The sequence below is a fragment of the Flavobacterium sp. FlaQc-30 genome (genome assembly GCF_044005885.1).
GTDB lineage: Bacteria > Bacteroidota > Bacteroidia > Flavobacteriales > Flavobacteriaceae > Flavobacterium.
The window spans coordinates 218351-233471 of record NZ_JBIPCO010000008.1; the positions used below are offsets into that span (position 1 = coordinate 218351).

Sequence of the window (15121 nt, forward strand, 5' to 3'; positions counted from 1 at the left end):
TGGAGTCCGTTATTATAAATCTGGAATGATTTAAAACGTAATCAATATAGTTTTGAAGAATATTTTTAAATCATTAAAATCCAGTGTTTATGAAAAGAATCTTTTTCGCAATCTTATTTGTATTATTATCAAATTTATCTTTTTCACAATCAGAGCAGTCTCTGATTGAAAGTTGTATTCAAAATTATATAGATGGAACATCTTATAATAAGCCCGACGATATAAGTAAGGCTTTTTATTCTGATGCCAACCTTTTTTTAAGTCATAAAGAAAAAACTTTATGGGTAGTTCCTAGTTCAGAATATGTCAGTTGGTTTCAAAAAGGAAAAGAAGGAGAATTTAATGGCCGTATAGGGAGAATTATTTCTATAGAATTTTTTAATGATATTGCTATTGCGAAGGCTGAAATTCTCATTCCTGAAAGAAAGCAAGAATTTATGGATATGTTTCTACTCAAAAAAATTCAAGGCGAATGGAAAATAATCAGTAAATCGGCAAGCAGCAAAGCGAGTAATAAATCTGGAAAGAAAATATTATTTATTGTTTCTAATGCCAGTTATTATGGAAATTCAACAATTTCGACAGGAAACAGCTTTGCCGAAATCGTAAATGCTTACGATACTTTTGTAAATTCAGGTTATACGGTTGATTTTGTAAGTCCAAATGGAGGTGATATTCCTTTAGCTTATATTAATACTTCTGATGAAATGCAAAAAAAGTATTTATACAATTCAGACTTTATGTATGCCATAAAGTTTACGCTGAGTCCTAAAGAAGTTGATTATAAAAATTACAAAGCTGTTCATTATATTGGAGGCGGAAGCGCTATGTATGATGTTCCTGAAAACTTAGATATTCAACGCATTTCTATGCAAGTATATGAAGATAATAACGGTATTATTTCCTCGGTTTGTCATGGAACTGCTGGTATTGTTAATTTAAAAACTAAAAATGGAGAATTCTTGGTGGAAGGAAAAAAAATAAGTGGTTATCCTGATTCTTTCGAAAAACAAGATGGCGAATATTTTAAACACTTTCCTTTTTTAATTCAGAAGACAATAGAAGAAAGAGGTGGAGATTTTAAATTTTCAAAGCGAAATGAATCTTTTGTTGAACAAGATGGACGAATTGTTACAGGTCAAAATTTTCAATCATCAAATGGTGTAGCCTTAAAAATTATTGAATTGATTGAGAAGAATAAATAGGATGATTTGTTCAGTTAACGAAAAGATTCAATAGAATCTTGAGGATTTAAACTTCTTAACTTAAAATTTTATTGATCCCAAAAAGATGGATCAAACGCAAAAACTCTGCAAAGAGTTTTTATTAATTATATTAAATATAGCCCGTGGTTTCAACCACGGGAACACAATGTATTTAAAAACACGTTTCCCGTGGTTGAAACCACGGGCTATGTTTAAATCAGGATGTGAAGATTAAAAACCTGTGGATTGATAATATTTTAAGTATAAATATTAGTTAGTCTAGAAAGAAAGTGATATCAATAGTTGCAATTATTGTTTTGACGTGTATAGTTTTCTTGTTTTTGCTTTTAAATTGAGTTCAATTATTCCTCCACGAATTCCAATGAAAACTTTTTCTTCATTTTTTAATGCTATTGAGTTTGGATATAAACCTCCCCAAAAATCATTATTGAAGATAGTTTTTATTTTTAGATTTTCAATTTTATAAAAATTTTGATAAGATGCTATATAAATTTTGTCATCAAATATTGCATATGCTTCTGGGCAATCTTCAAAATCCAAAACTTTTTTATAGCTAAATTTATTTCCTTCGATTTCTAGTTCATATAAAAAACCTTCATTAATCGACAGATGAGATATCCCTTCAATAAAAAAGATTTTGTTTTTATAATTAAAAATAAATAGAATATTTCCCGTTTTTATTTCAGTTTCTTTATTGTCATTTGACCTAAATAAGAGTTGCCCTCCCCATTCTCCATGATTGTAACCTTTTAATATGCCATTATTTATCTTTAATTCCGTATTTCTATTTGGGGTGTAGTTTTCAACTTCTAATTTATTATTTTCATATTTTACTTTATACTCATTTTTTGAATAGTTAAGTTTTCTAATTTCGTCACTGTTTTTTTTAGGTATTGGTATTTCTTTGAAGTTTTTTGGAATTCCAGATTGAGCGCAACTTGTTAAATTAATGCATAGGATTCCTAGAATTATGTAAATTATTTTATGGAACATTTTTAAGTTGTTTTTGTGATGGGTATGGTACTATTTCAATTCTTCATAAGAAATTTTTGTAACGCAGAGTTTTTATCATTAAAAAAACGCATCATAATTTTCATTCTTAGCTTTTTGATACTCTTTTATATATTTGTCTAAAAAGCTGCTTTGTTTTAAAAACTGCATCGGGTCTTTTATATTTAATATTTCGGCAATTGCTTTTTGTTTGTCTTTTTGTTTATTGAAATAAGATTCGGTTATTTTGTAACCTATCCAATATCCTAAATCATTTGGTCTGTCATCTTTTTTTGAGGTTCCATATAACCAATCTTGATAATCAGTATTTTTTAATCTCGCTACAAATTCTCGACATAATTTATCGAGGTTTTGCTGTCCGTATTTGTATTCAAACTTATTTACGGATTCTCCAGAAATAAGTTCACCAATAAAGTCTGCGCCTCCTTCAAGTAAGCACCATTTTAGCAGATTATCTTTACCAGTTATGTTTTGTTGATAGTGAATAAGCTCGTGAGCGATTAAACCAGAAACTCCGTCCAGATTTTTAAGCATTTCAGTTCCAATAATAATTCCATCAGGAGAAGAAGTTCCTCCTGAACTAAATCTACCATAAACAAAATAAATTGGAGGAAATTTTGCTTTTGGATACCAATATTTTAGGGCACTATAAATGGCTTTTACTCTTTTTTCTTTGGTAGAAATATCATCTAAAACATTTCTTGAATTTTCATAATCTGCTTTTCTTTTCTTTACTACAATAAAAAGAGAATCGGCATTGATTATGCGGTTTTCGGTAAATCCTTTAACACCGAGAGAACCATTTTGCATGTATTCGATAAACGGATTTTGTTTTGATTTCTCCATTTTATCAAATGCATCCCAAAAAAATTTTGAATCTTTTGTTTCAAAAACAGCATCTAATGGGTTATCAGAAAAATTGTTTTGTCCAAAACTAAAATTAGAAAAAACAATTAAAAATGTTGTCAGAATAAGGTTTAATTTCATATACAGTATTTTACTTCTGTAACGTTAAATCCTCTAAATTAATACTTCCACAATGAATTTCTCTATCGTTAATTGTATAAAAAAGATTTTGTCCTTTTAAACTGAGTCCAGTTCGCAAAGTACCATGTGCACCTTTTGTTACGCAAAGTAAAACAACATAAAAACTACTCGATTGCTTCGGATTAATAGTTCTTTTTAGTGAAGATGATTTATGAATATTTTTATCTAAGAATGAATTTAAATCTTTAAAGCCATAATTAAATAAAGGGATTTTCTCATATGTCATTTCGTTGGGAGGAAGCAAAATTTTAAAGTATTGGTCAGGTAAAGCTGGAATCTCATAAGAATCTATAGGAAAGGCCATTTTTAACTCAAGAGGATCAGCTGTTTGATTGTTTATTCGAGTCCAGAATAGAACATAAATATATTCCTTACCATTTGGATCAGTATATCTTGATCCTCCTTTTGGCAAACTGTTTTCTATTATTAGACTTGCTCCTTTAGAATCCCTATACTTATATTTAGTGTAAATGGCTTTATTAAGAGCTGCTTGTTTTTTGTTTTCGATATTTTTTACCGAATCTAAAGTTTTTGTATCAACAGTATCTGGAGTTGACTTACTATTTTCTTTACAAGAAGATAGTGCAGCAAGCGTGAGAACTAATAGTAATATACTTTTTTTCATTTTATTGAATTGGATGCAAATGATTTATAGTTGAATAGGCTTTTCTTCAAAACGAATATAAGAAATATTTTTACTACAATTTATTAATTTGTTTAAGATAACGAAGACTTTATTGCTTCTAAAACAGGGTAGTAATTTTTAACTATATTTGGCATCGATATTGTTTTATTTGACAGCTTTTGAGTTGAAAAAGAAATTAAATCATGAAACCCAAATTTTAAAAATGAAAACTAAACTGATAACTCTTTTATTTGTATTTACGGCAATAAATATATTTAGTGAAGCTAGTGCCCAATCGAAGTCAGAGAAAACTAATTATTCTAATAATAAGGTTTTAACGGATAATGATATGGTTACGCATAAAGCCATAAAACCGCTTAAAAAAGTTCCATTAGACAAAGAGTCAATCTTGATTTATGATTACGATGGATCTTTGATGTCATTCAATTTAGAAAAAGAAGCTTTTAATTGGACTGTAAAAGCGACAGATCTTACTATCGAAATGTGTGCAAATCAAGTAACGCTGCTTGATGGAGTTATATACATTCCGTTTGTTAACGGTGAAATTTTTGCAATTGATAGTCAAACAGGCTCTATTTTTTGGAAATCTAGACTGGGAAATATTAAGGATCAAATTGTACTCAAAAATCAAGTTCCGGTTGTTAATGATGGAAAATTGTTTATTACGACACAAAGTCCAAATAATAATATTTATGCTCTTGATGTAAAAGACGGGAGTTTAATATGGAATTATAAGCTGGATAATTTATATAATGATAATCCAGTTCTATTTTTTGACAACAAAGTTTTTGTACAGAGTGCGTCTAATTTATATAGTTTTGTGGCAAATTCTGGTAAACTTCTTAACCAAAAAGGCTTTGAGGAAGCTATGACTGGAAAACCTGTAACGGATGGCGAAAATGTATTTATTGCAAATGAAAAAGATGTGGTTTTTGCTTTAAGTCCAGATAAACTAGATGTTTTATGGCAATTTAAACTAGCTGAAAACCAAAACAATATTAAGGATCGTATATTTTGCAAGGACAAAAAAGTATATTTTGCGACTCAAGGTTCTGAGGTTTCTTCGATCTATGCTGTGGACTCAAAAACGGGAACTCAGATTTGGAAAACAGATTTTAAAGGTGACAATGTCGAATACATGATTGAGGAAAGTGATAATATTTGGGGATATACTGGTAAGGGAAAACTTTTTCAAATAGACATTACAAATGGTGAAATTGCATTTGAAGTAAAACTAATAACAAAACCTATTTCAAATCTGGAATTTGCGGTGGATGATTTCTTGTATTATTATTCAGATGCTGCTTTGATTCAATTTGAGTTTAAAACAAAAGATGAAAACGAAGTTTATCTGCGAACTTCTATTAAAGATGATGCTTATAGTGCGTATTTAAAGTTAATTCAATAAAAAAGAATCTTAATACAATCAGTATTTTAATGATTAATAAAACAGTTTTTGATTATCTAAAACTATTAATCTTGCATAAAGTATTCGATTGTAGATGCTAATTAAAACCTCCAGAATAAAATAATTCTGGAGGTTTTTCAGTTTATTTAGGCTTTTAATAATTCTCTCCAAGTGTAACTTTTATGCACAATTTTCCAAGTACCTTCATATTTAAGAATTAAGAAATAATCTGTAAAAACGCGCCAGTTTGGCACAATGATTTCTGCTTTTGCTATTGCCGCATCTTTTTCAATATCGATCGAAATAATACTCCCTTTTCTATTAGACTTTTCACCAACTTTTATATTCGAAATATACTTTTCTCCAGAACGTATCCATAAAGTATCTTTTTCAACAGTATATAAATTAAAATTTGGATTAAAGGCTTTTCGCAATCTTTCAGGTTGTCCGTTTGCAGTTCCTTCAATATAATTAAGCAGAACTTCTGTAATTTGTTCTAAATCATCTTTCTTGCTTGTATCAGAATTATTAAAATTAGTTTTTAAAATTCGGATAACTTCATTAGCCACTTTTGATGCTGAAGTAGGATCTTGTCCTGTTACAAATCTTCCGTCAACAATATAGAATGCATCACCTCCTTTATCAGAATATACAAAATTACCTTGATTATTATTAATCTCTTTATCAATTGAAAAAGGAAATGCTTTGTAATATTCGGCATTTCTATTTTCGAATTTATCTGGAAAACCAGTAATTTTTCTTCCGCTATAAAGAGGCTTTTTGTTTTCGTCTGTTAAATAAACAATTCCTGCAGTTCCGTGGCAAATAGTAGAAATAACACCATTTTTATTATAAATACTTCGTGCTATTTTTTGAATAACAGGATTTTCGGCTACACCATACATTGCGGCACCACCGCCGGTATAAAAGATCGCTGTATAATCATCTATAATAACTTCTGTTGGTTTCTTTGTGTGTTCTAATTTATCCATAAACCATCCGTTGTACAAATATTTTTTTTGTAAGCTGTCTGAGGTATTGATATAGCCAACGGGAACAGCTCCGCCTTGAGGACTTACAAAATCAACTGTATATCCTGCTTTTATAAATACATCGTACGGTTTTATGATTTCTTCAAAATGATTGGCTGTCGCAATTGTAGTATTGCCGTAAAAATCCTGATTTGAAGTCACAAAGAGTATTTTGTTTTGAGCGTGAATATTCATCGAATACAAACCTATAAGAATAAGAAATATGAGCGCTGTGTTTTTCATCATTTAGAAATGTAGAATTAAAGAAAAAGAATACCTGATTTATTCTTATTGTTTTACAGCTGGTACTTCAACTGTTTTATGAGGTGTTCTGGTTGATATTTTGTCTACAATAAACCAGCCTTGATTGGTTTTTAAAAGATTAAAGTAATCTGTAAACAAAAGCTTTGAAGTACTTATTTCGGCTTTTGCAATGGCTACATTATTTGTTACGTCGATAGAAACAATACGCCCTGACCAGTTATTTGATTTTGGATGCTTTTTATACCCTACTATATACTTTGATTTAGGGACGATAGTAAATTTGTCTTCAGCAAAATATTTTAATTGCCAAGAATCATGAAATGACTTTGCTACCATTGCAGAATCGCCTGTAGCTTGTCCGTCTAAATAAAGATTAAGTGTTTTTTGAATTAAAAGCCAATCATTTTCATCATTATTTACTTGAGCATTTGCAGTAAAAAAGAATAAACTAAAGGAAATTGCTAAAAGAATTTTTCTCATTTTTAAAAAATTAAATTGTTAATAATGAGAGCAAATATCTTAGATATGAACAGTTTAAAAGTTTTACTTTATAAAGTAGAACTCCTATTTTGTAATATTGAACTTATTTTGAATATGATTTTTGATATTCAGCAGGAGTTAAACCGGTTGTTTTTTTAAAGGCTGTAAAAAAGGTTGATTTAGAATTAAAGCCGCTGTCATAACCTAAACTTTCAAGTGTTAAGTTTTTTTCTGTCTCTAATAGTTTTTTTGCTTTTTCAATTCGATATTCTTTGATTAGGTTTGAGAAGGATTTGCCTAATACTTCATTTACATATTGAGACAATAAATGTTTCGTTATATTTAGTTCTTTTGCAGCTTCTTCAAGGTTAAAATTTGGATTTAGGAATAGTTCTTTTTCTACCATTAATGATAGTTTTTGATCTATAAGACTTAGAGTTGCTTTATCAATTTCTTTGTTTTTGTATTTTTCTCTTTCATTAAAAAATGCAGGCTCATTATTATTCCTAAATATTAGAATGAGCACAATTAAATAGAATAGAAATGTAAAGGATAAAGCGCCTATTATATAAGAAGTATAAGCTGCAAAATTATAGGCCAGCCATATAATGGTAACTCCTATGTAAATACTAAGAAACCAAACATCTATTTTTTTTAAACTTTCTTTTACTCTAATTTTTTGAATAATGGGTAAAATAGATTTAAAAGATAATAGAATGTAAATAAACCATTGATAGTAGATTGCTTTTACGATCCAAGTACTCCAAATTTTACGATACTCAACATAGGGATATAAAATTCCTATTACAGCAACTATTGCAAAAGAAGGTATTACATGTTTTATCCAATATGTCTTTTCTGTTGATGTGTTTGTTTTTAAGTATAAAAAAAGAAAGGGACCGATAAGAACGCACGCCGAAAGACCAATCTGAATGAATATATTTGATAAGTTTGGATTGAAATAAAAAAAAACTGATTTAACAATTCTAATACTTAGAACTAATAGGAGCAGAGATAGAAAGTAGTTTGTATTGTTTTTTTTTGCATTTATAGCAAAATACAATGAAAGCAACAAGCCGTTAAAAGCTCCTAATGCACTAAAGAAAAAAAGCAACTGATTTGATTCTGTCATTGTTTATCTAAATAGCTGTTTATTTAATACAACACCAATTCTTAAAAATGGAGTGCTATTTATTGAGCTAATATAAGTAATATCTTTACTATAATTTACTTCTGAATTCAAATTAATACTATTCTTTTGTAGATTTTCCTTAGTTTATGTCTTTCTTCTTTAAACATCTGCCTCTTGGTTCATCTCCGCTATGGAGCACAATTTCAGAATGCAGGAATTCTGCAGCTTCTGCTGAATCTTTTACCTTGACTGCACTTCGTTTTAACATTTCTGATTCATAATCTGTCAGTACACTTTGTCTGATGCCTTTTTTTCTCCATTGTGACAAAGGTTTACATCCTTTCAGTATTTTGCGAGCGAGCGAGAGTGCGTCTAAAATAGCTTGATTTGCTCCTTGTCCTTTAAACGGACTCATTGGGTGAGCGGCGTCTCCAATCAAGGTTGCATATGCTGCTTTTTCAAGCAATTCTGGTTTTAGCAATTCTCGGTCATATACAGGATAACCAGAAATTTGAGCTTCTAAAGTGGCGCCTACAATCTGAGGAACGGGATTGTGCCACTGCGTTCTGCGAAGGGATTCTTCTTTGAGAGCTTTTGGTCCTAAAGCACTTAATGCCTTGGCTTCATTTTCAGACATTGGAAAACTAAGCTGCCACATAACTGAATCTGCTGTATAAGGCATAACGTAAATGCGTTCATTTCCATTGGCGGTTTGAAATACTGTTGCTGAGTCTAATAAAGAACTTTCAAGATTTTCAAGAGCACTTAAAGGACAAATCCCTAATATTACAATACAGTCTAGATAACGCAGGGGAGTGCTGTCATCGCCAATTAAGAGTTTGCGGACAGAACTTCGAATACCATCTGCGCCAACGACAAGATCGGCTTTGGTTTCTATTATATTTCCGTTTACCTGAAAACTTAGGCTTACACCTTCATTAGATTCTTTTAGATCTATTAATTGATGTCCCCATTGTATTTTATCTTGCCCGCCTAATTGCTCCAGCATTGCTAAACGTAGCGCTTGTCTGGCGATATGTATATTATTACGTTTTGGAGAAATTTTTTCGTGTGATTGTATCCATTTTCTAATTCCCCATTCTCCAATTACTTTACCATCGGTATTATGTACAATGTGTCTGGTCGAAACCACTCCTTCTTTTAAGGTAAAAATTCCTAGTCCCTCTATCGCTTTACTGGCTTGCTGTAAAGTAAGTCCGTAGCCTTGAGATCGAGCATCAAAATTATAATCTCGTTCATAAAGTGTAAAAGGGATTCCGCGGTGTAAACAAGCTGTTGCAAGAGCAACACCGCCTATGCCGCCTCCAATAATGGCAACATGAGGATAGTTTTCAGTATCTGGTGTTGGGTGGTTTACAGAAGGAATCAAGCCTGAACCTGAACATTTTGCACAAGGATGCTGCGGAGCTTTGGGACGAGCAGGAGCGGTTCCTTCTTTATTTGTTTTTTCAAACTGATCTAAAGCTGCTTGGTAGCGCAGTCGTACCTTTTTGCTAAGTCTTTTGGTTATTTTGCCGCGTCCTTGACATTCCTGGCAGACAGCCCAGTTTGTTTTCTCGTTTTCAACGTTATTCACTTCTTCTTTGTTTTTCAACTTGCTGTCTAAATAAGTTAAGATTTATTCTATTTCTATAAATAGACATTCATTTTTTTTATCAAGAATGGTTTGCGTTATTGAGAATAACAATAACAATTTCAAGATTTATAGTTGTTGATTTTTTATTGTGCGAAGATAAGAAATATTCTTACTATGATGTGGCGATCAGTTTTTCAAAACCTTCAAAGTCATTTGATATTGAAGGTTTTGTTGTTTTTCTTTATTTTATTAAGCTAACTCGCTTTCAACTCCGCTTGTAAGCCATAGAAATTTTTCATTAAATTCAGATTTTTCAATTTCGTTTTTTAAGGATTTTGCCGATTGTTTAAAGTGCCACCATCCTTCATAATGTATTGGAATTACAATATTTGGATTTAAAAGCTGGGTTGTTTTTAAGGCTTCTTCACCATTCATTGTTACTCGCAAGTTCTTTTTTAAATATGGAAATGCGCCTGCACCTAAGTGTAAAATGGCAATGTCTACTTTTTTCCTTTTTTCTAATTGTACTAAACCATCAAAAAATACTGTATCTCCAGAAATATAGATACAGCGGTTTGTTTGATCTTCCCATTCTATTGTAAAACCAAGAACTTTACCCATGATTTTGTCTAATCTTCTAATGTTTGTATGCTGAGCAGGTATGGCAGTTATTTTCAGCTGTTTTACTTTTGGAGTTTCTACGTGATATTCTTCCCAGTTATCAAGACCAATTGTATTGTTGTTTTTTAGACGTCTAACGGCATCTTTTGTAGAAAGAACAACTGGAACGGTTTTGATGAAAATTCTACCTTGATGGTCTAGATTGTCTTTGTGATGATCGTGACTTAACAGCACTAAATCGACTTTGCCAATTTGTTCTATTGATAACGTTGGATCAATATATTTTTTTGAAAAGGCTAGGGGACTGCTGACATACTTAGGAAAAAAGACGTCTTTTTTGTCTAACGTCGGGTCTGTTAGAATTTTGAAACCATTAATGTTTATTAAAACACAGGCTGTGTCAATATGCGTAATTGTAACTTTCATTTTGTATTAAATTTTAGTTTTTAAAATAGTAATACAAAGCTCTGTTTATTAAAAGTTTTAAGAATTGACTTTGGTCAAGTAATGCGTTTTCTAATTCGGCTTAAGGTTTCTGGAACTACGCCTATATAGGATGCAAGATATTTTAATGGAATTTGTTGAATGTATTTTGGCTGTTCAAGAAGCAGTTTACTGTATCGTTCTTGTGGTGATTTCGTCAACAGATCTAATTCTCTTTTTACTTTTTTGTCTAATAAATACTCTGTTGCGATGCGACCTAGTTTTTTGGCTGTTTCACATTTTTTATAAAGCTTTTGTAAATTCTCGTATGAGATGGAGTGCAGTTGACAATCAGTTAAGGTTTGAATGTAAATTTTAGTTTTTGTTCTATTGTAAAAGGAATCGTATGCACAATAGAATGAATCCTTAAAGGCAAAATCAAATGTAATTTCCTTTTCGTTTGCAATCACATAATAGCGAACAATTCCTGTGTCTATAAATGATAAATAGTTCTCCAATTGCCCATCGGCTAAAATCAATTCGTTTGCTGAAAATTCACGAGTTTTTATACAATTTAAAAATTCGGACAAATCACTTTCTGAAAAGCCAAGTTTGGTAAAATATGCTATTAATGATGTCATTATAATTGGTTACACTATGTAATGTTTGTTATTTTTACATTCCAGGCCAGTACAAAACATTAAATTTATGTCCGTCCAAATCAGAAAAACCAAAAGTGTAGCCTAAATCATAGTTTGAGGGTTCAAGAAAAATTTTACCACCAGCTTTCCTGACTGTTTCTGCCCATTGATCGACTTCTTCTTTGCTTTTTGCTGAGAGCGAAAATAAAATTTCATTTCCTTTAGATAAATCGGCTATTTCAGGCATGAATTTTTCAAGCTGCTCTTTTAAATAGAAATGTATAATAAATTTGTTGTCTCCAACAAAAAAGCTGGTTATTTCTTTCGAACTTCCATTTGATTTAAATCCCAGATCAGAATAGAATTTAGTGGTTCGTTCGAGGTCTTTTACTGCTAAATTAGCCCATATTTGTTTCGTTTCCATAAGCTTAACTTTAAGAATATAAAATTAAGCTTTTATTGATTTTATTTAGTTGAATAACAGTTAAAAAACAGATATAGCCGTAAAATATTCTCTAATAAATTGGCTCCCAAAGCTCAATCTTGTTGCCTTCTATATCCATGATGTGTACAAACTTTCCGTAGCTGTAGGTTTCAATTTCGTCAAGAATTGTTACGCCATTTTCTTTGAGCTTTTCTACAAATGCTTCAATATTTTGAACACGATAGTTAATCATAAAATCTTTTTTGGATGGTGAAAAATATTCATCTCCTTTTTTAAAAGGACACCATTGTGTTGATTCTATTTGTTCAGGTTTATCAATATTTCTTGATTCAAAACCTGCAGAGCCCCATTCGTTGATTTCAAAGCCTAAATTTTTAGCGTACCAGTTTTTGGTTTCCTGAGGATTATCTAAAAAAAAGAAAACACCGCCAATTCCGGTAACTTTTGGTGTAGTATTATCTGATTGCTCTTTTGATGTTTCCATAGTATTTTTGGGTTTATAAGTACTAAAGTATGAACTTTTATCTTTTTGAATCTAATAAAATTAAAAAAAAAAAGGAGGTCAAAAAATAAGATTGTCATCACTGCTTCTTAAAGATTTCTACATCCTTAACAGCAAGTCTTACACTAAGCCAATCTTTAAATTTCTTTTGATCAGTTTCATTAAAAGTCCCTTTGCCGTCATAGATTACAGCAGTAATGGCATAGGTGCTGTCACTTTCGGTAACGAAATTTGTTTTTGTGACTGATAAAGAAGAAATAGTAGGAAACAAAGTTTTAGTCTCTTTTAAGATTTGCTCATTATCAAACTTATTCTTAGCAAGTTCCTTTTCGAGATGCAAAAGCTTTAAATCTTTCGCATCCATTTCGTTTTCACTGCTTTTAATTTTATTCAGAAGATCATTTTTTAAAGGATCCTGTTTATCATCGCTCTCTTGTCTGATAAGAAGTTCAGTTCCCTTTAAATATTTATTTCTGTTAAGTTTTGTTTTGAGTTCCTTTATTTCTTGTGTATCAAATTTTTTAGAAAGAAATGCCAATTCAATTTTTTTCTTCTGCGGATTAAACTCCGTTTTCTTATACACCACAGTATATCCCTTACTGCTAAATTCATCATCAAGAAAAAGATCTACATTTTTTTTAAACTGCTGTTCTACATATAATGAAAAGGCAAGATAACTGCTTGGTATTAACATACTCGTAGTAACCACAACTATTATAAGTTTTACTCTTTTTTGTTGTTTTTCATCAATTTGTTTTACCGGCGGATAGTTCAAGTATTTTATGATCAAAAAAGTAGCAATACCAATAAAAACGCAGTTTATGATATACAAATAAAATGCTCCTAGAAAAAATGTCCACTGCCCGGTTGCCAGTCCATAACCTGCAGTACACAAAGGCGGCATTAATGCTGTTGCGATTGCAACTCCTGGAACAGGATTTCCTTTTTCAGTTCTTGTAATTGCAATAACTCCCACAATACCACCAAAAAAGGCAATAAGAATATCATAAATATTAGGAGAAGTTCGTGCTAACAATTCAGATTGAACATCTTTGAAAGGACTTAAGTAAAAATAAAGTGTTGAAACGGCTAAACTTACAAAAGTTGCATTTAGAAGATTTCGTAATGATTTTTTTAAAAGTGCAAAATCATAAATACCCAATGCAAATCCAGCTCCAACAATAGGTCCCATTAATGGAGATATAAGCATGGCACCAATAATTACTGCGGTCGAATTTACATTTAACCCAACCGAAGCGACCATAATTGCACACGCCAAGATCCATAAATTTGCTCCTTTAAATTCAATGTCCTTTTTTACCTGTTCAAGAGTTAAAGCTCTGTCGTTTTCACCTTCACGTAAATTTAAAATATCTATAATCTGCTTCATATTTTCCCTGAGATTTAATTGAACCTAAAGTCACTTTAGTTACTAATTTAAAACAATTTAAGGGATAAAGCACTAGAAAAGGTGTTATTTATTCCCGATTCTCTTTTTAATGTTTAACAGCAAAGACATTAAAAACAATCTCAAATAAATCATAAAATTTCGTATTTATTTTTATTTATGTATTTAACTACGTAGTTTTGTGTTATAAAATTTATACTATATGAAACTTGTTATTAAACCTGTCGATAATCAATATTCGAACGACATTGTAGATTTGATATTAAACATTCAGCAAAATGAATTTAATGTTGCAATTACAATTGAAGATCAGCCGGATTTGCTAAATATAACTAATTTTTATCATGCAGGAGGCGGAGACTTTTGGGGTTGTTTTATTAATGATGAACTTGTAGGAACCATTGCTTTAATTAAGTTTGAATCGAATACAGGAGCCATTAGAAAAATGTTTGTTAAGAAAGAATTTAGAGGAAAAGAATTTTCAATTGCTCAAAAATTATTAGAAACTTTAATTGAATATTGTCAGCAGAATAAAATTGATGATCTTTATTTAGGAACAGTTTCGATATTAGAAGCGGCATTACGTTTTTATGAAAAGAATAATTTTGTACGAATTGAGAAAGGAGAGCTTCCAGAAACATTTCCATTAATGGCTCCAGACAATGTGTTCTGCCATTTAAATTTAAAGAAATAAAAGATGAATATTATAGACGAATCAGGAATTTTGGCGCTTTCAACACGATTGCAGCGATTAAGCGAACAATTGCGTAAAGACGGCGCATTGTTTTATAAAGCTTATGGAATTGATTTTGAGCCAAAATGGTTTCCAGTAATTTATACTTTGTATCATAAAGGTGTATTGAGTGTAGTGGAAGTGGCCAATGAAATTGGTTACACACATCCATCAACCATAAGTTTGCTTAAAGAACTGGAGAAACAAAAACTGATTCGCTCTAAAAAAGATAAAATCGACGAGCGCAAAAGACTCATTCGGCTTACTTCAAAAGGGCAGGAGCTGATCGAGCAGATGAAACCTGTTTGGGAGATTATGAAAAATGTACTTACAGAAATTGCAGATAATCAGAATAATTTATTTAAGGCGATCAATGAAGCCGAAAATAAGATATTACATCAAAGCTTTCTTCAAAGAGCACTGCAGTTAAAAAGTGAAGAAGAAAAATAATAAAAAAGCGATCTAAAAAAGATCGCTTTTTTGTTTCAAGCACTCAACTTGATAAA

The 15121-nt window shown here is 30.9% G+C and carries 16 protein-coding genes; 4 read left to right on the plus strand and 12 right to left on the minus strand.

Annotated features, from left to right (window positions below; translation table 11 throughout):
• Positions 1 to 89: 89 nt before the first annotated feature.
• Positions 90 to 1205, plus strand: coding sequence for a nuclear transport factor 2 family protein (locus tag ACHRV0_RS17885; protein WP_395441856.1), 1116 nt, complete (start codon positions 90 to 92; stop codon positions 1203 to 1205).
• 309 nt (positions 1206 to 1514) lie between these two features.
• On the opposite strand, the gene ACHRV0_RS17890 is transcribed toward ACHRV0_RS17885, so the two are convergent.
• The 3 genes from ACHRV0_RS17890 to ACHRV0_RS17900 form a co-directional block, all read right to left on the minus strand.
• A complete protein-coding gene (locus ACHRV0_RS17890; RefSeq protein WP_395441857.1) occupies positions 1515 to 2219 on the minus strand; it encodes a hypothetical protein in 705 nt (234 codons plus the stop codon).
• Positions 2220 to 2297: 78 nt separating this feature from the next.
• Positions 2298 to 3224: a DUF2268 domain-containing putative Zn-dependent protease gene (locus ACHRV0_RS17895; RefSeq protein WP_395441858.1), complete on the minus strand. Its 927-nt coding sequence runs from the start codon at positions 3222 to 3224 to the stop codon at positions 2298 to 2300.
• Positions 3225 to 3234: 10 nt separating this feature from the next.
• Positions 3235 to 3909, minus strand: a complete 675-nt coding sequence (locus ACHRV0_RS17900; RefSeq protein WP_395441859.1) for a hypothetical protein — start codon at positions 3907 to 3909, stop codon at positions 3235 to 3237.
• Positions 3910 to 4132: 223 nt separating this feature from the next.
• On the opposite strand from ACHRV0_RS17900, the gene ACHRV0_RS17905 reads away from it, so the two are divergent.
• Positions 4133 to 5338: a PQQ-binding-like beta-propeller repeat protein gene (locus ACHRV0_RS17905; protein ID WP_395441860.1), complete on the plus strand. Its 1206-nt coding sequence runs from the start codon at positions 4133 to 4135 to the stop codon at positions 5336 to 5338.
• A gap of 146 nt (positions 5339 to 5484) precedes the next feature.
• On the opposite strand, the gene ACHRV0_RS17910 is transcribed toward ACHRV0_RS17905, so the two are convergent.
• The 9 genes from ACHRV0_RS17910 to ACHRV0_RS17950 form a co-directional block, all read right to left on the minus strand.
• Entirely contained in the window at positions 5485 to 6615 is a 1131-nt protein-coding gene (locus ACHRV0_RS17910) for a nuclear transport factor 2 family protein (protein ID WP_395441861.1), read from the minus strand.
• A gap of 42 nt (positions 6616 to 6657) precedes the next feature.
• Complete coding sequence (locus tag ACHRV0_RS17915; protein WP_129026254.1) at positions 6658 to 7113, minus strand: nuclear transport factor 2 family protein; 456 nt, start codon at positions 7111 to 7113, stop codon at positions 6658 to 6660.
• 103 nt (positions 7114 to 7216) lie between these two features.
• Positions 7217 to 8245, minus strand: a complete 1029-nt coding sequence (locus tag ACHRV0_RS17920) for a helix-turn-helix domain-containing protein (protein ID WP_395441862.1) — start codon at positions 8243 to 8245, stop codon at positions 7217 to 7219.
• A 139-nt stretch (positions 8246 to 8384) separates the two neighbouring features.
• Complete coding sequence (locus tag ACHRV0_RS17925) at positions 8385 to 9860, minus strand: FAD-dependent oxidoreductase (protein ID WP_395441863.1); 1476 nt, start codon at positions 9858 to 9860, stop codon at positions 8385 to 8387.
• Between the two features lie 231 nt (positions 9861 to 10091).
• Positions 10092 to 10889, minus strand: a complete 798-nt coding sequence (locus ACHRV0_RS17930) for an MBL fold metallo-hydrolase (RefSeq protein WP_395441864.1) — start codon at positions 10887 to 10889, stop codon at positions 10092 to 10094.
• A 74-nt stretch (positions 10890 to 10963) separates the two neighbouring features.
• A complete protein-coding gene (locus ACHRV0_RS17935; protein ID WP_129025357.1) occupies positions 10964 to 11527 on the minus strand; it encodes a Crp/Fnr family transcriptional regulator in 564 nt (187 codons plus the stop codon).
• A gap of 34 nt (positions 11528 to 11561) precedes the next feature.
• Positions 11562 to 11951 (minus strand): VOC family protein, encoded by a 390-nt coding sequence (locus ACHRV0_RS17940; protein WP_395441865.1) that lies wholly within the window; start codon positions 11949 to 11951, stop codon positions 11562 to 11564.
• Between the two features lie 91 nt (positions 11952 to 12042).
• Positions 12043 to 12456 (minus strand): VOC family protein, encoded by a 414-nt coding sequence (locus ACHRV0_RS17945; protein ID WP_129025361.1) that lies wholly within the window; start codon positions 12454 to 12456, stop codon positions 12043 to 12045.
• Positions 12457 to 12553: 97 nt separating this feature from the next.
• Positions 12554 to 13864, minus strand: a complete 1311-nt coding sequence (locus tag ACHRV0_RS17950) for a DUF389 domain-containing protein (RefSeq protein ID WP_395441867.1) — start codon at positions 13862 to 13864, stop codon at positions 12554 to 12556.
• Positions 13865 to 14084: 220 nt separating this feature from the next.
• Between ACHRV0_RS17950 and ACHRV0_RS17955 the strand changes: the two genes are divergently transcribed.
• Positions 14085 to 14576 carry a GNAT family N-acetyltransferase gene (locus ACHRV0_RS17955; protein WP_395441868.1) on the plus strand — a complete coding sequence of 164 codons (492 nt, stop codon included), beginning with the start codon at positions 14085 to 14087 and terminating at the stop codon, positions 14574 to 14576.
• A gap of 3 nt (positions 14577 to 14579) precedes the next feature.
• Positions 14580 to 15065, plus strand: coding sequence for a MarR family winged helix-turn-helix transcriptional regulator (locus tag ACHRV0_RS17960; RefSeq protein WP_395441869.1), 486 nt, complete (start codon positions 14580 to 14582; stop codon positions 15063 to 15065).
• Positions 15066 to 15121 lie beyond the last annotated feature (56 nt).

What these genes read in the sequence shown, in the direction of transcription:
- ACHRV0_RS17885 (WP_395441856.1), top strand. Translation starts at nt 90, where the DNA reads ATGAAAAGAATCTTTTTCGCAATCTTATTTGTATTATTATCAAATTTA.
- ACHRV0_RS17890 (WP_395441857.1), bottom strand. Translation starts at nt 2,219, where the DNA reads ATGTTCCATAAAATAATTTACATAATTCTAGGAATCCTATGCATTAAT.
- ACHRV0_RS17895 (WP_395441858.1), bottom strand. Translation starts at nt 3,224, where the DNA reads ATGAAATTAAACCTTATTCTGACAACATTTTTAATTGTTTTTTCTAAT.
- ACHRV0_RS17900 (WP_395441859.1), bottom strand. Translation starts at nt 3,909, where the DNA reads ATGAAAAAAAGTATATTACTATTAGTTCTCACGCTTGCTGCACTATCT.
- ACHRV0_RS17905 (WP_395441860.1), top strand. Translation starts at nt 4,133, where the DNA reads ATGAAAACTAAACTGATAACTCTTTTATTTGTATTTACGGCAATAAAT.
- ACHRV0_RS17910 (WP_395441861.1), bottom strand. Translation starts at nt 6,615, where the DNA reads ATGATGAAAAACACAGCGCTCATATTTCTTATTCTTATAGGTTTGTAT.
- ACHRV0_RS17915 (WP_129026254.1), bottom strand. Translation starts at nt 7,113, where the DNA reads ATGAGAAAAATTCTTTTAGCAATTTCCTTTAGTTTATTCTTTTTTACT.
- ACHRV0_RS17920 (WP_395441862.1), bottom strand. Translation starts at nt 8,245, where the DNA reads ATGACAGAATCAAATCAGTTGCTTTTTTTCTTTAGTGCATTAGGAGCT.
- ACHRV0_RS17930 (WP_395441864.1), bottom strand. Translation starts at nt 10,889, where the DNA reads ATGAAAGTTACAATTACGCATATTGACACAGCCTGTGTTTTAATAAAC.
- ACHRV0_RS17935 (WP_129025357.1), bottom strand. Translation starts at nt 11,527, where the DNA reads ATGACATCATTAATAGCATATTTTACCAAACTTGGCTTTTCAGAAAGT.
- ACHRV0_RS17940 (WP_395441865.1), bottom strand. Translation starts at nt 11,951, where the DNA reads ATGGAAACGAAACAAATATGGGCTAATTTAGCAGTAAAAGACCTCGAA.
- ACHRV0_RS17945 (WP_129025361.1), bottom strand. Translation starts at nt 12,456, where the DNA reads ATGGAAACATCAAAAGAGCAATCAGATAATACTACACCAAAAGTTACC.
- ACHRV0_RS17950 (WP_395441867.1), bottom strand. Translation starts at nt 13,864, where the DNA reads ATGAAGCAGATTATAGATATTTTAAATTTACGTGAAGGTGAAAACGAC.
- ACHRV0_RS17955 (WP_395441868.1), top strand. Translation starts at nt 14,085, where the DNA reads ATGAAACTTGTTATTAAACCTGTCGATAATCAATATTCGAACGACATT.
- ACHRV0_RS17960 (WP_395441869.1), top strand. Translation starts at nt 14,580, where the DNA reads ATGAATATTATAGACGAATCAGGAATTTTGGCGCTTTCAACACGATTG.